13 protein-coding genes are annotated in these 20,084 nt (G+C 65.7%); 10 read left to right on the top strand and 3 right to left on the bottom strand.

What is annotated here, in order from left to right; translation table 11 throughout:
* The first annotated feature begins 54 nt into the window (after window positions 1-54).
* The 3 genes from KBZ33_RS02220 to KBZ33_RS02210 all read left to right on the top strand — a co-directional run bounded on the left by KBZ33_RS02220 (window position 55) and on the right by KBZ33_RS02210 (window position 5,604).
* A complete protein-coding gene (locus KBZ33_RS02220) occupies window positions 55-1,962 on the top strand; it encodes a transketolase C-terminal domain-containing protein (RefSeq protein WP_254949981.1) in 1,908 nt (635 codons plus the stop codon).
* 127 nt (window positions 1,963-2,089) lie between these two features.
* The gene (locus KBZ33_RS02215) at window positions 2,090-4,522 is read left to right on the top strand and encodes a phosphoketolase (protein WP_254949983.1); all 2,433 of its coding nucleotides are present in this window, start codon (window positions 2,090-2,092) and stop codon (window positions 4,520-4,522) included.
* On the top strand, window positions 4,519-5,604 hold the full coding sequence (locus tag KBZ33_RS02210) for an acetate/propionate family kinase (RefSeq protein ID WP_254949985.1): 1,086 nt from the start codon (window positions 4,519-4,521) through the stop codon (window positions 5,602-5,604). Before KBZ33_RS02215 ends, KBZ33_RS02210 begins: the two co-directional genes overlap by 4 nt.
* Before the next feature lie 4 nt (window positions 5,605-5,608).
* On the opposite strand, the gene KBZ33_RS02205 is transcribed toward KBZ33_RS02210, so the two are convergent.
* A complete protein-coding gene (locus KBZ33_RS02205; protein ID WP_254949986.1) occupies window positions 5,609-6,352 on the bottom strand; it encodes a succinate dehydrogenase/fumarate reductase iron-sulfur subunit in 744 nt (247 codons plus the stop codon).
* A 208-nt stretch (window positions 6,353-6,560) separates the two neighbouring features.
* On the opposite strand from KBZ33_RS02205, the gene KBZ33_RS02200 reads away from it, so the two are divergent.
* On the top strand, window positions 6,561-8,324 hold the full coding sequence (locus KBZ33_RS02200; RefSeq protein ID WP_254949987.1) for an EAL domain-containing protein: 1,764 nt from the start codon (window positions 6,561-6,563) through the stop codon (window positions 8,322-8,324).
* On the opposite strand, the gene KBZ33_RS02195 is transcribed toward KBZ33_RS02200, so the two are convergent.
* Window positions 8,296-10,218 carry a fumarate reductase/succinate dehydrogenase flavoprotein subunit gene (locus tag KBZ33_RS02195; protein WP_254949990.1) on the bottom strand — a complete coding sequence of 641 codons (1,923 nt, stop codon included), beginning with the start codon at window positions 10,216-10,218 and terminating at the stop codon, window positions 8,296-8,298. The genes KBZ33_RS02200 and KBZ33_RS02195 overlap by 29 nt on opposite strands.
* On the bottom strand, window positions 10,215-10,865 hold the full coding sequence (locus tag KBZ33_RS02190; RefSeq protein WP_254949992.1) for a succinate dehydrogenase: 651 nt from the start codon (window positions 10,863-10,865) through the stop codon (window positions 10,215-10,217). Before KBZ33_RS02190 ends, KBZ33_RS02195 begins: the two co-directional genes overlap by 4 nt.
* A 477-nt stretch (window positions 10,866-11,342) precedes the next feature.
* Between KBZ33_RS02190 and KBZ33_RS02185 the strand changes: the two genes are divergently transcribed.
* The 6 genes from KBZ33_RS02185 to KBZ33_RS02160 all read left to right on the top strand — a co-directional run bounded on the left by KBZ33_RS02185 (window position 11,343) and on the right by KBZ33_RS02160 (window position 20,082).
* Window positions 11,343-12,467, top strand: a complete 1,125-nt coding sequence (locus KBZ33_RS02185; protein ID WP_254949994.1) for a glycosyltransferase — start codon at window positions 11,343-11,345, stop codon at window positions 12,465-12,467.
* 885 nt (window positions 12,468-13,352) lie between these two features.
* Entirely contained in the window at window positions 13,353-14,600 is a 1,248-nt protein-coding gene (locus KBZ33_RS02180) for an MFS transporter (RefSeq protein ID WP_254949996.1), read from the top strand.
* A gap of 56 nt (window positions 14,601-14,656) precedes the next feature.
* Window positions 14,657-16,798, top strand: a complete 2,142-nt coding sequence (ppk1, locus tag KBZ33_RS02175) for a polyphosphate kinase 1 (protein WP_255011473.1) — start codon at window positions 14,657-14,659, stop codon at window positions 16,796-16,798.
* Window positions 16,799-16,915: 117 nt separating this feature from the next.
* Window positions 16,916-17,923, top strand: a complete 1,008-nt coding sequence (locus tag KBZ33_RS02170; protein WP_254949999.1) for a sigma-70 family RNA polymerase sigma factor — start codon at window positions 16,916-16,918, stop codon at window positions 17,921-17,923.
* 20 nt (window positions 17,924-17,943) lie between these two features.
* On the top strand, window positions 17,944-18,621 hold the full coding sequence (locus tag KBZ33_RS02165; RefSeq protein WP_254950001.1) for a diacylglycerol/polyprenol kinase family protein: 678 nt from the start codon (window positions 17,944-17,946) through the stop codon (window positions 18,619-18,621).
* A 309-nt stretch (window positions 18,622-18,930) separates the two neighbouring features.
* Entirely contained in the window at window positions 18,931-20,082 is a 1,152-nt protein-coding gene (locus KBZ33_RS02160; RefSeq protein WP_396107779.1) for a cyclic nucleotide-binding domain-containing protein, read from the top strand.
* The last annotated feature ends 2 nt before the right edge of the window (window positions 20,083-20,084 follow it).

Below are 20,084 nucleotides of genomic sequence, written 5' to 3'. Positions count from 1 at the left end.
GGGTAAGAAAGATCAAAGGCTTCGGCAGCCCGTTCTCCAGCCCCCATCCTCAGCGTGACCGACGCCTTCCCGATCGATCTGGCCGCCTACCAGCCCCTGGCCCTCGACCCCTGCCAGCCCGAGCTGAGCCCCTCCCAGCGGCAGGCCCTGCGCGCCAACATCCAGCTCTGCCGGGACGCGATCGTCTTCTTCACGGCCACCGGCGCTGCCCGGGGGGTGGGCGGCCACACCGGCGGCCCCTACGACACCGTGCCGGAGGTGATGATCCTCGATGGTTTCTTCCGCGGCGCCCCGGAGCGCTTCGTGCCGGTCTTCTTCGATGAGGCCGGCCACCGGGTGGCCACCCAATACCTGATGGCGGTGCTGCGGGGCCAGCTGCAGGCCAGCGATCTGATGCAGTACCGGGCCGCCCATTCCCGCCTTCCCGGCCACCCGGAGCTCGGTCTCACCCCCGGGGTGGAGTTCAGCTCGGGCCGGCTGGGGCACCTCTGGCCCTTCGTCAACGGGGTGGCCCTGGCCCATCCCGGCCGCATCCTCTTCTGCCTCGGCTCCGATGGCGCCCAGCAGGAGGGGGATGACGCCGAAGCGGCCCGCTTCGCGGTGGCCCACGGCCTCGACGTGAAGCTGGTGATCGACGACAACGACGTCACCATCGCTGGCCATCCCTCCCAGTACCAGAAGGGCTACGACGTGGGCCGCACCCTGGCGGGCCAGGGGCTGGCCACCCTCAGCGGCGATGGCGAGGATCTCGACGACCTCTACGGCCGGCTCTGCGCCGCCGTGGCCACCGATGGGCCGGTGGCGGTGATCAACAAACGGCCGATGGCCGTGGGCATCGAGGGGCTCGAAGGCTCCACCCATGGCCACGACGTGATCCCCGTCGATCTGGCGATCGCCTATCTGGAGCAGCGCGGCCAGTACGCGGCCGCCGCACACCTCAAGGCGATCGAAAAACCCGTCAATCCCACCATCTACCTGGGCTCCAGCCGCACCACCGCCGCCAACCGCAACATCTTCGGCGACACGGTCGTGACGGTGCTCTCCCACCTGGACGCCAGCGAGCGCAAGGACACGGTGCTCTGCGTCGACTCCGATCTGGAGGGGTCCTGCGGTCTGAGCCAGATCCGCAAGGCCTATCCGGAGATCTTCATCAGCGGCGGCATCATGGAGCGGGCCAACTTCTCCGCCGCCGCCGGCTTTGGCATGCAGAAAGGGCGCCAGGGCCTGTTCGCCACCTTCAGCGCCTTCCTGGAGATGTGCATTTCCGAGATCACCATGGCGCGCCTCAACGGCGCCAACGTGCTCTGCCATTTCTCCCATGCCGGCGTCGACGACATGGCCGACAACACCTGCCATTTCGGCCTCAACAACCTGTTCGCCGACAACGGGCTGGAGGATGACCACCTCCCCACCCGGCTCTATTTCCCTGCCGATGCGGGGCAGATGAAGGCCTGCGTGGAGGCGGTGTTCCACGATCCGGGACTCCGCTTCATCTTCTCGACCCGCTCCAAGGTGCCCAACCTGCTGGATCAGCAGGGCAACGACCTGCACGGGGATGGCTACGTCTTCGAGCCGGGGCGGGACGAAGTGGTGCGGGAGGGGGAGGCCGGCACGATCATCAGCTTCGGGGACTGTCTCTACCGGGCCCTTGATGCGGTGGAGCGGCTGCGCCAGGAGGGCACGGCCGTGCGCCTGATCAACAAGGCCAGCCTCAACGTGGTGGACGAAACGATGATGGAGACCATCGGCCGTTCACCGTTCGTGCTGGTGGTGGAAGCCTTCAACCGCCGCACCGGCCTGGGCAGCCGTTTCGGCACCTGGCTGCTGGAACGGGGTTACCACCCCAGATACGCCCACCTGGGCACCTGGCGCGAAGGTTGTGGCGGCCTCTGGGAACAGGCTCCCCACCAGGGCATCGACAGTGAGGGGATCCTGGCCCACGTGCGCAACCTGCTGGGCTGAACGCACGCCCATGATTCAGGACGCTGGATGTCGGATTCCTGACCCCCCCAAAGCAGGGCCATTGATTTCCAGCTTTTTAACGCGGGCAGGCGAAAGTTGAACCCATAGCCCCCTGCCTGTGACGGCCATGACCATCTCGACGATGGCTCCCTTCGAGGCCCAGGCCTCGACACCGGAATTTGAGCAGGAACTGTCCCTGATCGATGCCTGGTGGCGCGCCGCCAACTACCTGGCGGTGGGGATGATCTACCTGCGCGCCAACCCGCTGCTGGCCGAACCGCTGCGTCATGAGCACGTCAAGGCGCGGCTGCTGGGCCACTGGGGCTCCTCCCCCGGTCAGGCCTTCCTCTGGGCCCATGCCAACCGGGTGATCCGCCGCCACGACCTGGACATGATCTACCTGTCGGGGCCGGGACACGGTGCCCCCGGGGTGCTCGGCCCCACCTACCTCGACGGCAGCTACAGCGAGGTCTACCCCGACAAGAGCCAGGACGCCGAAGGGCTGCGGCGCTTCTTCAAGCAGTTTTCCTTCCCGGGCCACATCGGCAGCCACTGCACCCCGGAAACCCCCGGCTCGATCCATGAGGGGGGCGAGCTCGGCTACGTGCTCTCACACGCCTGCGGGGCGGTGTTCGACAACCCCAACCTGATCGCCCTGGCCTGCGTGGGCGATGGCGAGGCCGAGACCGGCCCCCTGGCCACCTCCTGGCACATCAACAAGTTCCTCAACCCGATCGGCGACGGTGCGGTGCTGCCGGTGCTGCACCTCAACGGCTACAAGATCGCCAACCCCACCCTGCTGGCCCGCATCCCCCACGAGGAGCTGGCCAACCTGATGCGCGGCTACGGCTGGGAGCCGATCTTCGTCGAAGGCCACGAGCCGATGGCCATGCACCGGGCCATGGCCGCCGCCATGGACCAGGCGATCGGGCGCATCCTGCAGATCCGCGCCGAGGCCCGCGCCAGCGGCGAGGCGGTCCGCCCCGCCTGGCCGATGATCGTGCTGCGCTCGCCCAAGGGCTGGACCGGCCCGACCTCCCTGCACGGCAAGAAGCTGGAGGGCTTCTGGCGGGCCCACCAGGTGCCCCTGGCCGCACCGAACACCGATCCCGAACAGCTGCAGCTGCTGGAGCAGTGGCTCAGGAGCTACCGGCCCGAGGAGCTGTTCGACGCGAACGGCACGCTGCGGCCCGAACTGCAGGCGCTCTCACCGCAGGGGAACCGGCGGATGGGCTCCAACCCCCACGCCAACGGCGGCCTGCTGCGCCGCAAGCTGCAGTTCCCCTCCCTGGAGGACTACGCGGTGCAGGTGGTGGCGCCGGGGGCCACGGAGGAGGAGAACACCTACCCGCTGGGCGAGCTGCTGCGCGACATCATCCAGGCGAATCCCAACTCCATGCGGGTGTTCGGCCCCGATGAGACCGCCTCCAACCGTCTGCAGGCCATCTACGAAGTCAGCAAGAAGGTGTGGATGGAGGAGTTTCTTCCTGAAGACCTCAACGGCAGTGAACTGGCCCGCAGCGGTCGGGTGGTGGAGATGCTCAGCGAGCACACCCTGGTGGGGATGATGGAGGGCTACCTGCTCACCGGGCGCTATGGCTTCTTCCACACCTACGAGGCCTTCGCCCATGTGATCGCCTCGATGTTCAACCAGCACGCCAAATGGCTGGAATCCTGCCTGCTGCATGCCACCTGGCGGGCCCCGATCGGCCCCTGGAACTGTCTGATCTCCTCCACGGTGTGGCGTCAGGACCACAACGGCTTCACCCACCAGGATCCCGGCTTCATCGACCTGGCGGGCAACAAGAGCGGTGACGTGGTGCGGGTGTACCTGCCGGCGGATGCCAACTGCCTGCTGGCGGTGGCGGAGGAGGCCCTGCAGGAAACCAATGTCTGCAACATCATCGTCTCCGACAAGCAGAAGCACCTGCAGTACTTCACCCTGGAACAGGCCCGGCGCCATGTGGCCAAGGGGGTCAGCATCGTCGGCTGGGCCAGCAATGACGACCACGCGGCCGAACCGAGTGAACCGGATGTGGTGATGGCCTGCGCTGGCGACATCCCCACCAAAGAAACGCTGGCGGCGGTGGAGATCCTGCACCGCGAGATCCCCAGCCTGCGCATCCGGGTGATCAACGTGGTCAAGCTGTTCGCCCTCACCGAACCGAACGAACATCCCCACGGCCTCAGCGACCGGGACTTCGACACCCTGTTCACCACCGACCGGCCGGTGATCTTCAACTTCCACGGCTATCCCTGGCTGATCCACCGGCTCACCTACCGCCGCACCAACCACGCCAACATTCACGTGCGGGGCTACAAGGAGAAGGGCAACATCAACACGCCCCTGGAACTGGCGATGAACAACCAGATCGACCGCTTCAATCTTGTCATCGACGTGGTCAACCGGGTGCCCTTCCTGCGCTCCCGCGCCGCCCACGTCAAGGAACGGATGCAGGACGCGATCCTGTCCCACCGCGCCTATGCCCATGCCCACGGCAAGGATGCCCCCGAAGTGACCGACTGGCGCTGGACGCCGCCGAGCGCCGACCACGGATGACGGCATCGGCCACGGCGACAGCGCCCGGCGTGGGCGAGGTGCTGGTGCTGAACGCCGGCAGCTCCAGCCTCAAGGTCTCCGTGCACGGGCGCACGGGGACCCGCCTCTGGAGCGACCAGCGCAGCTGGAGCCTTGCCGCCGCCGAAGACACCGAGGCGGTGCTGGACGCCTGGCTACCCGAGGCGCTGGCGACCTGGGGAGAGGGGCTGATCCGCGCCGGCCACCGCGTGGTCCATGGCGGCGAGCGCTTCACGGCCCCCGTCCGCCTCGACGCGGAGGTGCTCGACGTGCTGGAGGAGCTGGTGCCCCTGGCTCCGTTGCACAACGGGCCGGCCCTGCGGGTGATGCGCTGGCTGAGCGGCTGGAAGCCAGCGATCGAGCAGTGGGCCTGCTTCGACACAGCCTTCCACAACACCCTGCCGCCGGAAGCCCGCACCTATGCGATCCCAGCCCGCTGGCGCGCCGAGGGTTTGCGGCGCTTCGGCTTCCACGGCCTCAACCACCAGCACGTGGCCGAAAGCGTGGCCCAGCACCGCACCGAGGCCGCCGATCGCGACGGGCTGCGGCTGATCAGCTGCCACCTCGGCGCCGGCTGCTCCCTCTGCGCCATCCGCGGGGGGCGCAGCATCGCCACCACGATGGGCTACACCCCCCTCGAGGGTCTGGTGATGGCCACCCGCAGCGGTTCGGTGGATCCAGGGCTGTTGCTGCACCAGCTGCGCCGGGGGGCCACGGTCGAGGAGCTCGCCCACGACCTGCAGCAGGAGAGCGGGCTGCTGGGCCTTTCAGAGCTGAGTCCGAGCATGAAGGACCTGCGCCTGGCCGCCGCCGATGGCCACGGGGGTGCCCAGCTGGCGATCGCGGTGTTCCGCCACCAGCTGCTGCAGGGCATCGGGGCCATGGCCGCCTCGCTGGGAGGGGTCGATGTGGTGGCCCTCACCGGCGGCATCGGCGAGCACGATGGCGCTTTGAAGCAGGAGTTGGAGGCGGAGCTCGCCTGGCTGGGGCCGTTCGAACTGCTGCAGGTCCCCGCCGATGAGGAGGGGGTGATCGCCCGTCACTGCGGCGCTGCGGGCGCCTGAGGCCTCAGGGTCGCCGCCAGGATTCGCGGTGCATCCAGCTGATCCAGTCGGCGGAGATCTGCTGGGGGCAGGCGGCCTCACATTCCAGGTGGCTGCTGCAGCTGCCGAAGCCTTCGCTGACCATCTGCGCCTGCAACGCCCGGGCCCGATGCTGCCGCTCCGGCTGGCCCTGGGGCAACTGGCCCAGATGTGCCAGCTTGGCCGCCACAAAGAGGCTGGCTGAGGCGTTGCGGCAGCTGGCCACACAGGCGCCGCAGCCGATGCAGGTGGCCGCGTCGAAGGCCATGGCCGCCTGCTCGCGGCCGACCAGCAGGGTGTTCGCTTCCGGCGCACTGCCGGTGTTGATCGAGCAATACCCGCCTGCAGCGATGATCCGGTCGAAGGCGGAGCGATCCACGGCCAGATCCTGCAAGACGGGAAAGGCCCGGGCGCGGAAGGGTTCCAGCGTCAGCACCGCGCCATCGCGGAACTGACGCAGGTACAGCTGGCAGACGCTGGTGGCCCGCTGGGGCCCCTGGGCCTGGCCATTGACGAGAAAGCCGCAGGACCCACAGATGCCCTCGCGGCAGTCATGCTCGAAACCCACAGGGCGCTCCCCGGCAGCGATCAGCCGTTCGTTCAGCAGGTCGAGGGCCTCCAACAGGGAGAGGTCGGTGGAGACCGCGTCCAGCCGATGAACCTCAAAGCCACCGGGCTCGCCGGAACCGGCCTGGCGCCAGATCCTCAGGGTGAGGGAAATGGTGGTCATCAAAACAGGCTTGGCAGGGGCGTTGCCGGTGGCGGGACCAGGAAAGCCCCAGGGCCTGCATTGATTCTGCCGCCCAAGGGGCGTTGATGTTGTCGTTCCGCGTCATCCCCGCAGCAGGCCCCCCGCAGGCGAGGAGAAAGATGCAATTTTCATCTAATTTTCAGCATTCATTAGCCAGCCCTATGCCCGACCGGGTTCCTGCCGCCGCGTGAACGATCAACGCAAGCTGGTGATGAAACTGCGTCGGTCGCTGGGGAGGCTGGAGGCGGCCCTGGGCACGATCAGCGACGCCCTGGTGATCACCAGCGGCGAGGGGCGGGTGCTCTGGTGCAATGCCAGTTATGGGGAGCTGGTGGCGCGTACCCCTCCGTCTCTGCTGGGCGAATCGATCTACGACCAGCTTCCCCGCGACTGTGACGGTGCCTCCCTGCTGAACCCGGAGCAGGTGCTGGCCGGCAACGACCAGGGAGGGCCGTTCACCAAGGTCCTGCATCGCAACGAGCTGCGCGCCCTCGAGATCGAGTGGAAGCCCATCCGCAGTGAGCGGCTCCGCCCCCTGATCTTCTGCTTCCGCGACGTCAGCGCCCTGCTCTCCTATGAGCAGCTGCGGGTCGAGGCCGAACGGATCGAGCGGCGCCGCCAGCAGACCGAGAATCTGAACCGGGCGCTCGAGCAGGAACGCCTCGCCCTGGCCACCAAAGTGATGGAGTGCCCGGTCACCGGCCTGCCCAATCGCCGCGCCCTGCACGTCAGCATCCGTGCGGCCCTGAAGACCCAGCGGGAGAATGGCGGCCGGATCAGCATCCTGTTCTGCGATCTCAACTCCTTCAAGGAGATCAACGATCTGCATGGGCATCAGATCGGCGACGACCTGCTGGTCGAGATCGGCCGCCGACTGCAGCGATCCCTGCGTTTTGGAGACATCCTGTCGCGCCTCGGTGGCGACGAATTCGTGGTTCTCACGATGGGCCTTTTTGATGAGGGCGATGCCCTGCAACTGGCGATGCGCCTCAATGACGCTGTCGGCCAGACCTGGTCGGCAGAAGATCATACGATCCGCCCATCGATGAGCATCGGCATCACCATCTCGGACGATCCCGAGATCAGCGTCAATGAATTGATCCGGCGGGCGGATCTTGCCATGTATGAAGCCAAGACCAACAGCGATCAGCACATCTCTTTCTACCATTCCTCCATCGACAAAAAGGTCAGAAAGAACATCCACCTGCGTCATCAGCTGGAGGTGGCCCTCCTGCACGAGGCCATGTTCCTGGCCTATCAGCCGATCGTGGAGCTGGGCAACCGCGTGGTGGTGGGGATGGAGGCCTTACTGCGCCTCGGTGCCGTCGCCGCGCCGATTGCCACCCCGTCGGAATTCATCCCGCTCGCCGAACGCACGGCCCTGATCCTGCCGATCGGCCGCTGGGTGATCGGCCAGGCTCTCAAGCGGCTTTGCCAACTCCGTGCCGAGGGTTCGGACGTCACCATGGCGATCAACGTCAGTCCCCTGCAGCTGAAGGAAAACGGCCTCAGCGACTTCTTCCTCAGCCAGGCGGAACGCTCCGGTGTGGATCCCTCCTGGACGGTGATCGAGGTGACCGAAAGCATCCTGATCGAACATCCCGACCTGGCCACGTCTGAGCTGCGTCGCTTAAGGGAAGCCGGCGTCAAGGTGCATCTCGATGACTTCGGTACGGGCTACTCGAGCATGTCCTGGCTGGCGCGACTACCGATTGACACGATCAAGGTGGATCGAAGTTTCATCTCTGATTTTCTCCACGATCACCGAAAGGCCGTGGTGCTCAAGGCGATGATTCGCCTCTCCCGCGACCTGGGTCTGGGCCTGATCGCCGAAGGCATCGAGACCGCCGAGCAGCATGCAGGCCTGCTCGCCATGGGCTGCGCCCGGGGTCAGGGCTATCTCTTCGGCCGTCCGGAGCCAATCAACCGTAGCTGCGCGGTCCCGGCGTAACGGTTTGGAACACCAGCGGCTCGCTGTGGCGCACGGGCGTGGCTCCAGGCCGGTGCTCCCAGGCCGCGATGTGGGCGAAGCGTTCGTCATCCCGCAGGGCTTCACCGGACGCAGTCTGATGGTCCTCGCGGAAATGGGCGCCGCAGGATTCCTGCCGCGCCAAGGCATCCCGCAGCATCAGATCCGCCAGTCCGAAGAAGTCCTCCAGCCGCAGGGCCTTGGCCAGTTCAGCGTCAAGAACGCCGTCATCGCCTGGGATGCAGACCTCCGCCAGGAAGCCGAGCCGTAGCGTCTCCAGCTCGCCAAGCGCCGCCGCCAGGCGATCGGCTTGGCGGCTGATGCCGCAGGCGTCGATCATCAAGTGGCCGAGCCTCCGGTGGAAGACATCCACGGGCTGGGAGCCGCCCGTGCGGCGCAGGGCTGCGATGCGTGCCTCCACCGCTGCCAGCGCCTCGCGACAGGCCGGGTGCTCAGCGGGCAGAGCTTCCGCAGCGTTTCCAGCCAACCAGCCGGTCACCGTGGCCGGGGCGATGAAGTAGCCGTCGGCCAGCGCCTGCATCAGGGCACTGGCCCCCAACCGGTTGGCGCCGTGCTCAGAGAAGTTGGCCTCTCCGAGCACGAAGAGACCCGGCACCGTGCTCATCAGGTGGTAGTCGACCCACAGCCCGCCCATCGTGTAATGGGGGGCGGGATAGATCCGCATCGGGGTGGTTCTGGGGTCCTCGCCGGTGATTCGCTCGTACATCTCCAGCAGGTTTCCGTAGCGCGTCTCGATCGCCGTTGTGCCATCCCGGGCGATGGCTTGGGCCAGGTCGAGATAGACGGAGCGGCCCCCGGGGCCAACCCCCCGGCCCTCCAGACAGAGCTCCCGGGCCCGCCGTGAGGCCAGATCCCGCGGCACCAGATTGCCGTAGCTGGGGTACTGCCGCTCGAGGAAGTAATCCCGCTCCGCTTCCGGGATCGCCGCCGGCGGCCGGTCGTCGCCCGGCCGCAGCGGCAGCCAGATCCGACCGTCGTTGCGCAGGCTCTCGCTCATCAAGGTGAGCTTGCTCTGGTGGGCATCACCGCTGGGGATGCAGGTGGGGTGGATCTGGGTGAAGCAGGGGTTGGCGAAACAGGCCCCACGCCGATGGGCCTGCCAGATCGCGGTGGCATTCGACTTCAGGGCATTGGTGGAGAGGTAGAAGACGTTCGAATAGCCACCGGTGGCCAGCAGCACCGCATCGGCACTGAGCACCTCCAGGGCGCCGCTGAGCTGGTGGCGGCAGACCACCCCCCGGGCCACACCGTCATGGACGACCAGGTCGAGCATGTCCCGGCGGCAGAGCAGTTCCACCCGCCCGGCCGCGACCTGACGCAGCATCGCCTGGTAGGCGCCATAGAGCAGTTGCTGGCCCGTCTGGCCCCGGGCGTAGAAGGTGCGGCTCACCAGGGCGCCACCGAAGCTGCGATTGGCCAGGGTGCCGCCGTACTCCCGCGCGAACGGCACCCCCTGGGCCACGCACTGGTCGATGATCGAGCCGCTGATCTCGGCCAGCCGATGGCAGCCGGCTTCCCGGGCGCGGAAATCACCGCCCTTCACTGTGTCGCGGAACAGTCGCTCGACGCTGTCACCGTCGTTGGCGTAGTTGCGGGCGGCATTGATTCCCCCCTGGGCCGCCACCGAGTGGGCCCGGCGCGGGCTGTCGTGGTACGTGAGCACCTGCACCCGGTAGCCCTGCTCGGCCAGGCTGGCGGCCGCCGCTGCCCCGGCCAGGCCACTGCCCACCACCAGGATCCGCAGCCCCTGCTTGCGGTTGGGGCTGATCAGCGGCAGGCTCTCCCGGCACCGCTGCCAGACGGTGGCGACGGGGCCGTCGGGCAGGCGCGGATCCAGCAGCATCGGCGTGCTCATCCGCCGGCCAGCAGCGGGCCTGCAGGCCGCAGCACCAGAGCGAGCGGAAGCAGTGCGAAGCCCGCCCCCAGGAGCAGGGCCAGGCCCCTCCCACCCAGCCGCAGGACCGCCGCATTGGCGGGCTCCAGCAGTCCCAGCCGGCGCACGGCACTCTCGACGCCATGCAGCAGGTGCAGACCAACCGCGGCCCCGGCCACCGCGTACAGGACCAGGCTCCAGGGGGCCCGCAACACGGCCAGCACCGCGGCCAGTTCCGCGCCGGCCACCGGCCGGTGCCAGCGCAGCTGGGCCAGGTGAACGGCCAGGAAGATCAGCAGCAGCGATCCACTCCAGGGGATCAGCCGGGCCGCCAGGGCCGCCAGCGACTCCCACGGCCCCTTCCGGCGACTGCGCAGGGGGCCGGCGACCGGGCCCCGGGCCGATCGGTTGCGATGGGCCCTGTGCAGCGACAGCACGGGATGGCCCAGGCCGGCCGCCAGCAGGGCGACCTCCAGCCAGGGGAGCCAGGCCTGCTGGTGCAGGGAGGTGGAGAAGCGTTCGAAAACCGCCGGATCCGCCAGGGCCATCCCCACGCCACCCAGGTGGACAGCCAGGAACAGCACGAGGGCCAGACCGGTGACGGCGATCCAGAATCCAGGCAGGCTCAATGGCGAATGGCCTCCGCTCGCGATCGGGCGATGGGGGCTGAAGGCAGCATCACACGAGAAGAGAGCCAGAGCAGGGACATCAGGGTCGCAACGGTAAAATTTAGAAGGCCGCCTTGTCCTTAATGTTACAACGAAGCCATGCGAATACCAACAGAGGTAGAGGCCCTTTCTGCCAGGGGAACTTTGAACGGGAGGCTATTCCTGTTGCTTTCAACGACCATCCCTACAGTCAGGAAATCCCGCGTCGGAGCCTAACTGTTCATCAACATGGGCTTGGCGGCACGCGCCCGTATCATTCCGGCCAGGCCATCTGAAGCTCACAATTGCTGGCTTCCATGCATTCGCACGCTCTTCAGAGGCAAAAGTCTCCAGATGGTTGCCGTTGATATCGGCCCTCAGCATTTTGCGGCTGTTCGTTGCTTAATGTTTTTGCGACTGCACATCGATTAGAGATCTGGCAAGCACGCCATGAAACCCATGAACACGTCCACGCAGACTCCGTCTCATCACATTCATGAAAACCTTGGGGTGTGGGCTTCTTCAGAAATACCCCTAGTTAGCGTGATCGTACCCAATTACAATCATGCCCATTTTCTCCCCGAACGCTTCTTATCCATCCGCAGCCAGACCTTCAAGGATTACGAGCTAATAGTTCTAGATGATGCCTCAAGTGATCATTCGCTGGAGATTATCCGCAACGAGCTCTCTGATTTTCCACACCTGCTGATGACCAATGATCGCAATTCAGGGTCTCCTTGCAGTCAATGGCTGAAGGGCATCAAAAAAGCCAGAGGCCGATATATTTGGATAGCAGAATCCGACGACTCATGCCCTCCAACATTTCTAGCCACTATATTAGAATGCATGGGTCAAGAGGTTTTATTGTCTTACTGCCGCTCTTCAGAGATTGATGCCAATGGAACTCACATCAGCGAAGACAGTTTCTATTGGCCGGAGGCGTTTGACAGCAAGCTATGGAAGAAGAGCTTCAGCATATCTAGCGATCAGTTTTGCAGGCGATTTCTCACCCAAGGCAATGTCATACCCAACGCCAGCGCTGTAATATTCAGGCGTGATCAGGCCCTTACATGCATGAGCATTCAGCCAATCCTAGGCAATTTTCTTTTCGCTGGAGACTGGCTTTTCTGGCTTCATTACCTTACCAATACCGATGGCCATGTTTGCTATATACCCAATGTGCAATCGTGGTTTCGGAGCCACTCAACAACTACGCGAGCACTATCTAGAGACAAGGCAAGAGCCAGTCGCCATATCAGTGAGTTCTGTCAAGTCGATAGCATGATCAGCGACTATCAGCCGGAACAACGCCTTCGGAAATGCCAGCATCGAATGCTTTCTCCGGGCTGGGACTGGATTTTCGTTGAATATATTCAACGCATTAAGCCATCTATCTTTGAGCTACTGATTGGCCATGGGCTTCATGGATCTTTGCGTTTGCAATTCCCCCTGAGGCTAATTTTATCCAGACAGGTACACAGTCACGCCTTCCCCAGACTTTCCAGACTGATCTATGGAGCCTGCCTGACTTGGCGAATCGGGCAAGCCAAAGCAATCGGCTATATCAAGCAGCTATTGGCTTAGGGGAAAACCAGATAACTGATCAGCGCAAAGGCATTCTTCTCAGTCGCGACTAAACTTCAGGTTCAGGCTGAGCTATATGGAGAGGATCTGACCAGGCACTTATGCACCAAGTGCATTACGCAAACCGCCCCCCCTGTATTCGCCTTTAGGTCGGCGGCTGGTCTCCTTCATTGCCCAAGTGATCTTCTACTCCGAGAAGCTCACTTGGGCGATGACCCAAACCACCGATGACTCCCTCGAGAACCAAGAGGGCCCGGATCTGCGGAAGCTGCTCTCCACCATGGATCTGGAGAGCGTCCTCCTCCAGGCCGGCGCGCTTCGCACGCAGACACCATTATGGAGCAGCTCACGGAGCAGGGTGCCGACTTCCTTTTCACGATGTAGCCGAAGGCATCTCCGTTGGCGCTGCCTCCTCGAAGAGGAGGAGTGAGCAAACCAACAGACTCAGCATTGCCCGATCAGTGCGCGATTCCTCTACTCCCGCATGATTTCTTACTGCGCAGCGGTTGCAGAGCGTGGTCACGGGCGCGGACAACCAACTGAGCCCTCAGGGCCGAACAGGCTTCTAACTTCACGACAGAGGCCTGGCCCAGCTACAGCTGGATCGTCAGGCTGGTCGTCAGCCCCAAGCTGACCGGACAAGCCATCCCTCTAGCGGCACCTCCTTCTCACCGGCCTGCGCACCACGCCAAAAGCCATGCTGCAAATGGTGAGGAGCCAGCTGGTGCATGGAAAGCAAGCCTGGCCGCAGCGGTCCACGCCATCACCAAGCTGATCGCGGTGACTGAGATTAGGCGGGGATGGGCGACTTGACCAGACTTTCAATTATCTCTGCCACGCCACCCCCCGCCATGGGATGGTGCCCTGGCCCCCCGGCTCCCCGCCGTGCGCCTCTCGCGCCCCTCCCCCCTCTTCTGCGCCTTCCTGACGCTGCTCAACGACCGGCTGGGGGAGAGCATCGTGTTCCCGCTGCTGCCGTTCCTGCTGGCGGATTTCACCGCCGACGGCCGCACCCTCGGCCTGCTGGCCGGCAGCTATGCCCTCGCCCAGTTCGCCTTCACCCCCCTGATCGGCGCCCTCAGTGATCGCTACGGCCGCAGGCCCGTGATCACGATCTGCGTGGCCGGTTCGGTGCTGGGCCTGGGCCTGTTCGCCCTCACCGTGATCCTGCCCTGGGGCCGCCTCTGGCCGCAGGCCGCCGCCAGTGGTCTGCCCCTGGCCCTGCTGTTCGCCGCCCGCCTGATCGATGGCGTGAGCGGCGGCACGGCCGCCACAGCTGCGGCCGTGCTGGCGGACATCTCGACCCCGGAGCGGCGGGCCAGGGCCTTCGGCCTGATCGGCGTGGCCTTCGGGTTGGGGTTCATCCTCGGCCCGGCCCTCGGCGGCGTGCTGGGCCGCATCAACGTGAGCCTGCCGCTGCTGCTCGCCGTGGGCTTCGCGATCCTGAACCTGGTGGTGGTGGTGACCCTGCTGCCGGAAACCCATCCGCCCGAGGCCCGTCTGCCCCTGCCCAGGCAGTGGGAGCTGCAGCCCTTCGGCCAGCTGCAGCGGGTGTTCGCCAATCCAAGGGTCCGCCGCCTCTGCGCCGCCTTCTTCCTCTTCTTCCTCGGCTTCAGCGGCTTCACCGCCCTGCTGGTGCTCTATTTCAAGCAGGTGTTCGGCTGGGGGCCGGGCCTCTCGGCCGGTGCCTTCCTGGTGGTGGGCGTGGTGGCCACGGTGGTGCAGGGCGGACTGATCGGTCCGCTGGTGCAGCGGCTGGGGGAGTGGCGCCTCACCCAGATCGGCCTGGGCTGTGTCATGGCGGGCTTCCTGCTGGTGCCCCTGGCGGAACGCCAGAACGCCGTGCCCGTGGTGTTCACCGCGGTGGCACTGCTGGCCCTGGGCACCGGGCTGGTGACCCCCAGCCTGCGCAGCCTGGTGTCACGGCGCCTCGCCGACAGCGGCCAGGGCGCCGCCCTCGGCAGCCTGCAGGGGTTGCAGAGCCTGGCCAGCTTCCTCGGACCGCCCCTGGCGGGGCTGGCCTACGAGACCATCGGCCGCCGCAGCCCGTTCTGGCTGGGAATTCTCCTGATGGCTGTTGTGGTGTGGCTTGTGGCAGCAGGATCCCAGCGTCAAGCAGAGGCGACACCCTGACGGCGGGATCGCCATTGCTACGTTGCCTTTCCCCCATGCCCTCGGAGCTCCGCCGAATGTCGTCGCAGCCGGTCGTCGCTCCCGATCTCTACATCAACCGCGAGCAGAGTTGGATCGATTTCAACCATCGGGTGCTGTCCCAGGCTCTCGACGAGCACACGCCCCTGCTGGAGCAGGCCAAATTCAGTGCCATCTTCAGCAACAACCTCGACGAATTTTTCATGGTGCGGGTGGCTTCGCTGAAGTCCCAGGTGGAGGCCGGCGTCACCAGCCGCAGTGACGACGGCCTGACGCCCCAGGAACAGCTGGAAGCGATCCACACCAAGCTGCGTCCCCTGCTGGAGATGCAACAGCAGCACTACCGCCATTCCCTCAAGACCCACCTTTCCGAGTACGGCGTCCAGCTGCTCGATTACCTGCGGCTCAACGAGGCCCAGAAAACCTGGGCCGACGACTATTTCCGCAAGGCGATCTTTCCGGTGCTCACACCCCTGGCCGTCGACCCGGCCCACCCGTTTCCGTTCCTGAGCAACCTGAGCCTCAACGTGGCGGCCCTGATCCGCGACCCTGACACCGGCCGGCAGCAGTTCGCCCGGGTGAAGGTGCCCCAGAAGATCCTGCCCCGCTTCGTGCCGATCCCCGCCGAGCTGAGCGGCATCGTGCCCACTCCTGGCTTCACGGCGGTTCCCCTGGAGCAGCTGGTGGCCTTCAACCTGCGCTGGCTGTTCCCCGGCATGACCATCGAGGGGCACTACTTCTTCCGCATCACCCGCGACGCTGACCTGGAACTGCGGGACCTGGAGGCCGACGACCTGATGGAGGCCCTGCAGGAGGGCTTGCGCAAGCGGCGCGTCGGCGGCGAAGTGGTGCGGGTGGAGGTGGCCGACGAGATGCCCGAGGAGGTGGTGCACCTGCTGATGGAGGGCACCGACGTGGAACCGAAGGACATTTATCGCACCAACGGTCCCCTCGGCCTCGACGATCTGATGAGCCTGATGGCGATCCCCCTCAGCCAGCTGAAAGACGCCCCCCACAAGGGCCGCACCGTGCCTTCCCTGGTGCGGGCCCAGCGCAGCCAGCTGGAAGACGGGTCGATCAAGCAGGAGGAATTCGAGAGCATCTTCTCGGTGCTGCGCCGCGGCGATGTGCTGCTGCACCATCCCTTCGATCTCTTCTCCACCTCAGTGGAGGAATTTCTCAACCAAGCCGCCGCCGATGCCTCGGTGCTGGCCATCAAGATGACCCTCTACCGCACGTCGAAGGACTCGCCGGTGGTGGCCTCCCTGATCCGGGCCGCCGAAAACGGCAAGCAGGTGATGGCCCTGGTGGAGCTCAAGGCCCGCTTCGACGAGGACAACAACATCCAGTGGGCCCGCCAGCTGGAACGCTCCGGGGTGCATGTGGTGTACGGGGTGCTGGGGCTCAAGACCCACACCAAGGTGCTGCTGGTGGTGCGGCGTGAGAAGGGAACCCTGCGCAGCTACGTGCACATCGGCACCGGCAACTACAACTCCAAGACCTCCTCGCTTTACACCGATGTCGGCTTGCTTACGGCAAGGGAGGATTTTGGCCAGGACCTGGTGGAGCTGTTCAACTACCTCACGGGTTTCTCCAAGCAGCAGAGTTTCCGCAAGTTGTTGGTGGCGCCCGTCACCCTGCGCAAGGGGATGGAAGGGCTGATCCGCCGGGAGATCGACCATGCCCGCGAAGGTCGCGGTGGACACATCCGGGCCAAGATGAATGCCCTGGTCGACCCGGCGATCATTGCATTGCTTTATGAAGCCTCCGCGGCCGGCGTGCGGATCGAGCTGATCATCCGCGGCATGTGCTGCCTGCGCCCCGGGCTCGAAGGGGTCAGCGAGGGCATCAGCGTGGTGAGCGTGATCGGTCGCTTCCTGGAGCATTCGCGGCTCTTCTGGTTCGGCAACGGCGGCCAGCCGGAGATGTTCTTCGGCAGCGCCGACTGGATGCCCCGCAACCTGGATCGGCGCGTCGAGGCGGTGGCACCGATCGAGGATCCACGCCTGCAGAAACAGATCGAGGCTTTGCTTGACCTTTACCTGAGCGATACCGGCGCCTGGCACATGCACAGCGATGGACACTTTGCACAGCGTCAGCACTCCGGCGAGGCTAAAATGACGCAGAACCTCCTCATGGAGCGCTGGCGGGGCGGCCTCGTCAGCGCCGCCAATGCGTAGCCATCACGACATAAGCAACATTTTTCTGACAGCTTACAGACAATCTTCCAAAAGAATCTGGTTTCACCCATCCTGCAGTGCTACATTCCGGCCAAATTCATTCGGGAGCCTGGGGTGATGGGGACACCTCTGCATTCCGCCCTCTCACTGCTGAAAAGCAGTGCCGACGCGGCTTCGCCTAGCAAGGCGAAACCCAGTGGCGGTTCAGTCAGTTCCAAGACAGCCGCCCGCCAGGGAGGGCGCATCAGCGCTGATTCCATTGGTTGGTATCTCAGCACCATCGGCCGTGTGCCTCTTCTCACACCGGCCGAAGAAATTGAGCTGGCCCACCACGTCCAGGCCGGCAAGAAGCTACTGGCCCTCGTCGATGGTGAGCTCACGGCTCGTCAGAAGCGACAACTGCGCATGGCCCAACGGGCCCGCGACCGCATGATGGCCGCCAACCTGCGCCTGGTGGTGAGCGTGGCCAAGAAGTATCAGAATCAGGGTCTGGAATTACTCGATCTGGTCCAGGAAGGGGCGATCGGCCTGGAGCGGGCTGTCGACAAGTTCGACCCCGCCATGGGCTACAAGTTCTCCACCTATGCCTACTGGTGGATCCGCCAGGGCATGACCCGCGCCATCGATAACAGCGCCCGCACGATTCGTCTGCCGATTCACATCAGCGAGAAGCTCTCGAAGATGCGGCGGATCACCCGCGAGCTTTCCCACCGGCTGGGGCGCCAGCCCAACCGGCTCGAACTGGCCCACGCCATGGGCATGCGGCCCGAGGAGCTCGAAGAACTGATGACCCAGAGCGCCCCCTGCGCCTCCCTGGATGCCCATGCCCGGGGTGAGGAAGACCGCAGCACCCTGGGTGAGCTGATCGCTGACCCGGCCAGCAACGAGCACTTCGATTCGATGGATCGCCATCTTCAGAAGGAGCATCTCGGTGCCTGGCTCTCCCAGCTCAACGAGAGGGAACAGAAGATCCTCAGGCTCCGCTTCGGGCTGGAGGGGGCCGAACCCCTCACCCTCGCGGAGATCGGCCGCCAGATCAATGTCTCCCGCGAACGGGTGCGTCAGCTGGAGGCCAAGGCGATCATGAAGCTGCGCTTGATGAGCAATCTGCACCAGGCCGCCTGACCCCACCATCGGTGCTGGCGTTGGTCCTTCCGACCCAACTCGACGGGGCTGCCCAGCTCACCGGTGTGCTGCTGGTGGCCGCCTGGCTGGCCGTGCTCAGTGGCGCGGCCCTGCTGCTGCGCCGCCGCTGGCCCGAGCAACGGGAGTGGAGCCGCAAGCTGGTGCACATCGGTGCCGGGCCGGTGGTGCTGATCGCCTGGGCCTTCGGGGTGGAGCGCCTGATCGCGGTGCCCGCCGCCGGCGCCATCACCCTGCTGGCGGCCCTCAACCACCGGGTGCGGGTGTTGCCGGCGATCGAGGACGTGGAACGACGCAGTTACGGCACGATCGCCTACGGCGCCTCGATCACCCTGCTGCTCTGGCTCTGGTGGCCCGCCCATCCCGCCACGGTGGCCGCCGGCGTTCTGGTGATGGCCTTCGGTGACGGCCTCGCCGGTCTGCTGGGACCGTTGATTCCTTCCCCGTCCTGGACGGTGCTCGGCGAGCGACGTTCCCTGGTGGGCACAGCCGCCATGGGGCTCGCCAGCCTTACCGTTCTGCTGACCCTGGGGCAGCTGGGCGGCGGCCCCGTGCCGGCACCGGCCGCAATCGTGCTGATCGCCCTGGTGGCCACGGGGCTGGAGCAATGGGCCCTGCTGGGCATCGATAACTTCAGCGTGCCGATGGCGGTGGCGGGGCTATGGCGGGTGCTGAGCTGATGGGGCCGATCGAGCGGATCCTGATCGGTCTGGCCCTGGTGGCGGCCTTGCTGGGGTTAAGGCTCGCCAGCCGCCGTTTTCGCCTCCCGGCCCCGCCGCTGCTGGCGGTGTTGCTGTGGTGGGTGCTCGGCACGACAGCCCGACCGGCCGGGGTGCAGTGGCTCGCCGCCTTGGACGAACTGGCCACCGCCTATGCCCTGATCGGCCGGCCTGCTGGCCTGGCTGGCCCTGGAGTGTCCGGAGGCCCTGGGCTGGTGGCGTCCCACCGCCAAGATCCTGCGCGACCTGCTCAGCCTGGGTCTGTCGGCGGTGGCCACCGTGCTGGTGCTGCAGCGCCTGGCCAACCTCAACCTGGTGGGCCTGGTGACCACCTCAGCCGTGCTCACCGCCGTGATCGGCCTGGCGGCCCAGGAATCGCTCAAGGATCTGTTCGCCGGCATCGAACTGCAGCTGGATCCGCCCTTCCGGGAGGGGGACTGGATCAGCGTCGGCGAGGAGAACGGCACGGTGGAGTCGCTGCATCTGATGAACACCCGCCTGCGCCGCAGGGATGGCTCCACCGTGAACCTGCCCAACAACACGGTGGCGGACAACCCGATGCGGCGGTTCAGCCAGCACGAGCCGGTGGGGAACCGCTTCGAGATCGCCCTGGGTTACGAGATCCCGCCGGCCCGGGCCCGCCAGCTGCTGTTGCGGGTGATGGCTGACAATACCCTGGTGCTGATCGATCCACCCCCGGAGGTGCTGATCCTCTCCTACGAGGACTCCCTGATCCGCTACGAATTGCAGGGGTACCAACGGGGAGCCTCGGAGGGCGATCGGCTGCGGTGGCGCAGCGAACTGCTGGAGCAGATCTGGTACGCCCTGGAGCGGCAGGGCTGGGAGCTGCCCTATCCGGTGCGGGAGCTGAAGCGCCGCCAAACGCCCCGGGATCCGGCCCATCCCACCGGCGTGGATGCCTCCCTGACGGCGGAACTGCTGCGGCGCAACTGGCTGTTTGCCCAGCTGGACCAGGAGCAGGTGATGCGGCTGGCCCCTGAGGTGCGCTGCCTGCGCTTCGGCTCAGGCGAAACGATCGTGGGCGAGGGAGAGGGAGAGGAGGGCGACGCCCTCTTCCAGGTGGTGGATGGCGAGGTGGAGGTGTTCAAGGCCGATGGCTCCCCCCTGGGCCGGTCGGTGGCAGTGCTGGGACGTGATCAGATCTTCGGCGAGATGACCGTGTGTACGGGGGAACCCCGCACGGCCACGGTGCGGTCGCGGGGGGAATGCGTGTTGCTGGAGGTGGAACGGGACGACTTCATGCCCCTGGTGGAGGACGATGCCGGCGTGCTGGACGCCCTGGCGGCGATCGTGGGCCAACGGCGCTCGGAACTCGAGAAGCTCTCTTCCCCCGATGCGGCCCGGCGCCAGACCTCCATCCTGGCGCGCATGCGGGACCTGTTCGGCATCCAGGTCGAGTGAGA

Origin of the sequence: Cyanobium sp. Cruz-8D1, from assembly GCF_024345975.1 — a bacterium.
GTDB lineage: Bacteria > Cyanobacteriota > Cyanobacteriia > PCC-6307 > Cyanobiaceae > Cyanobium.
This window is presented reverse-complemented; position numbering and strand designations above follow the sequence as displayed.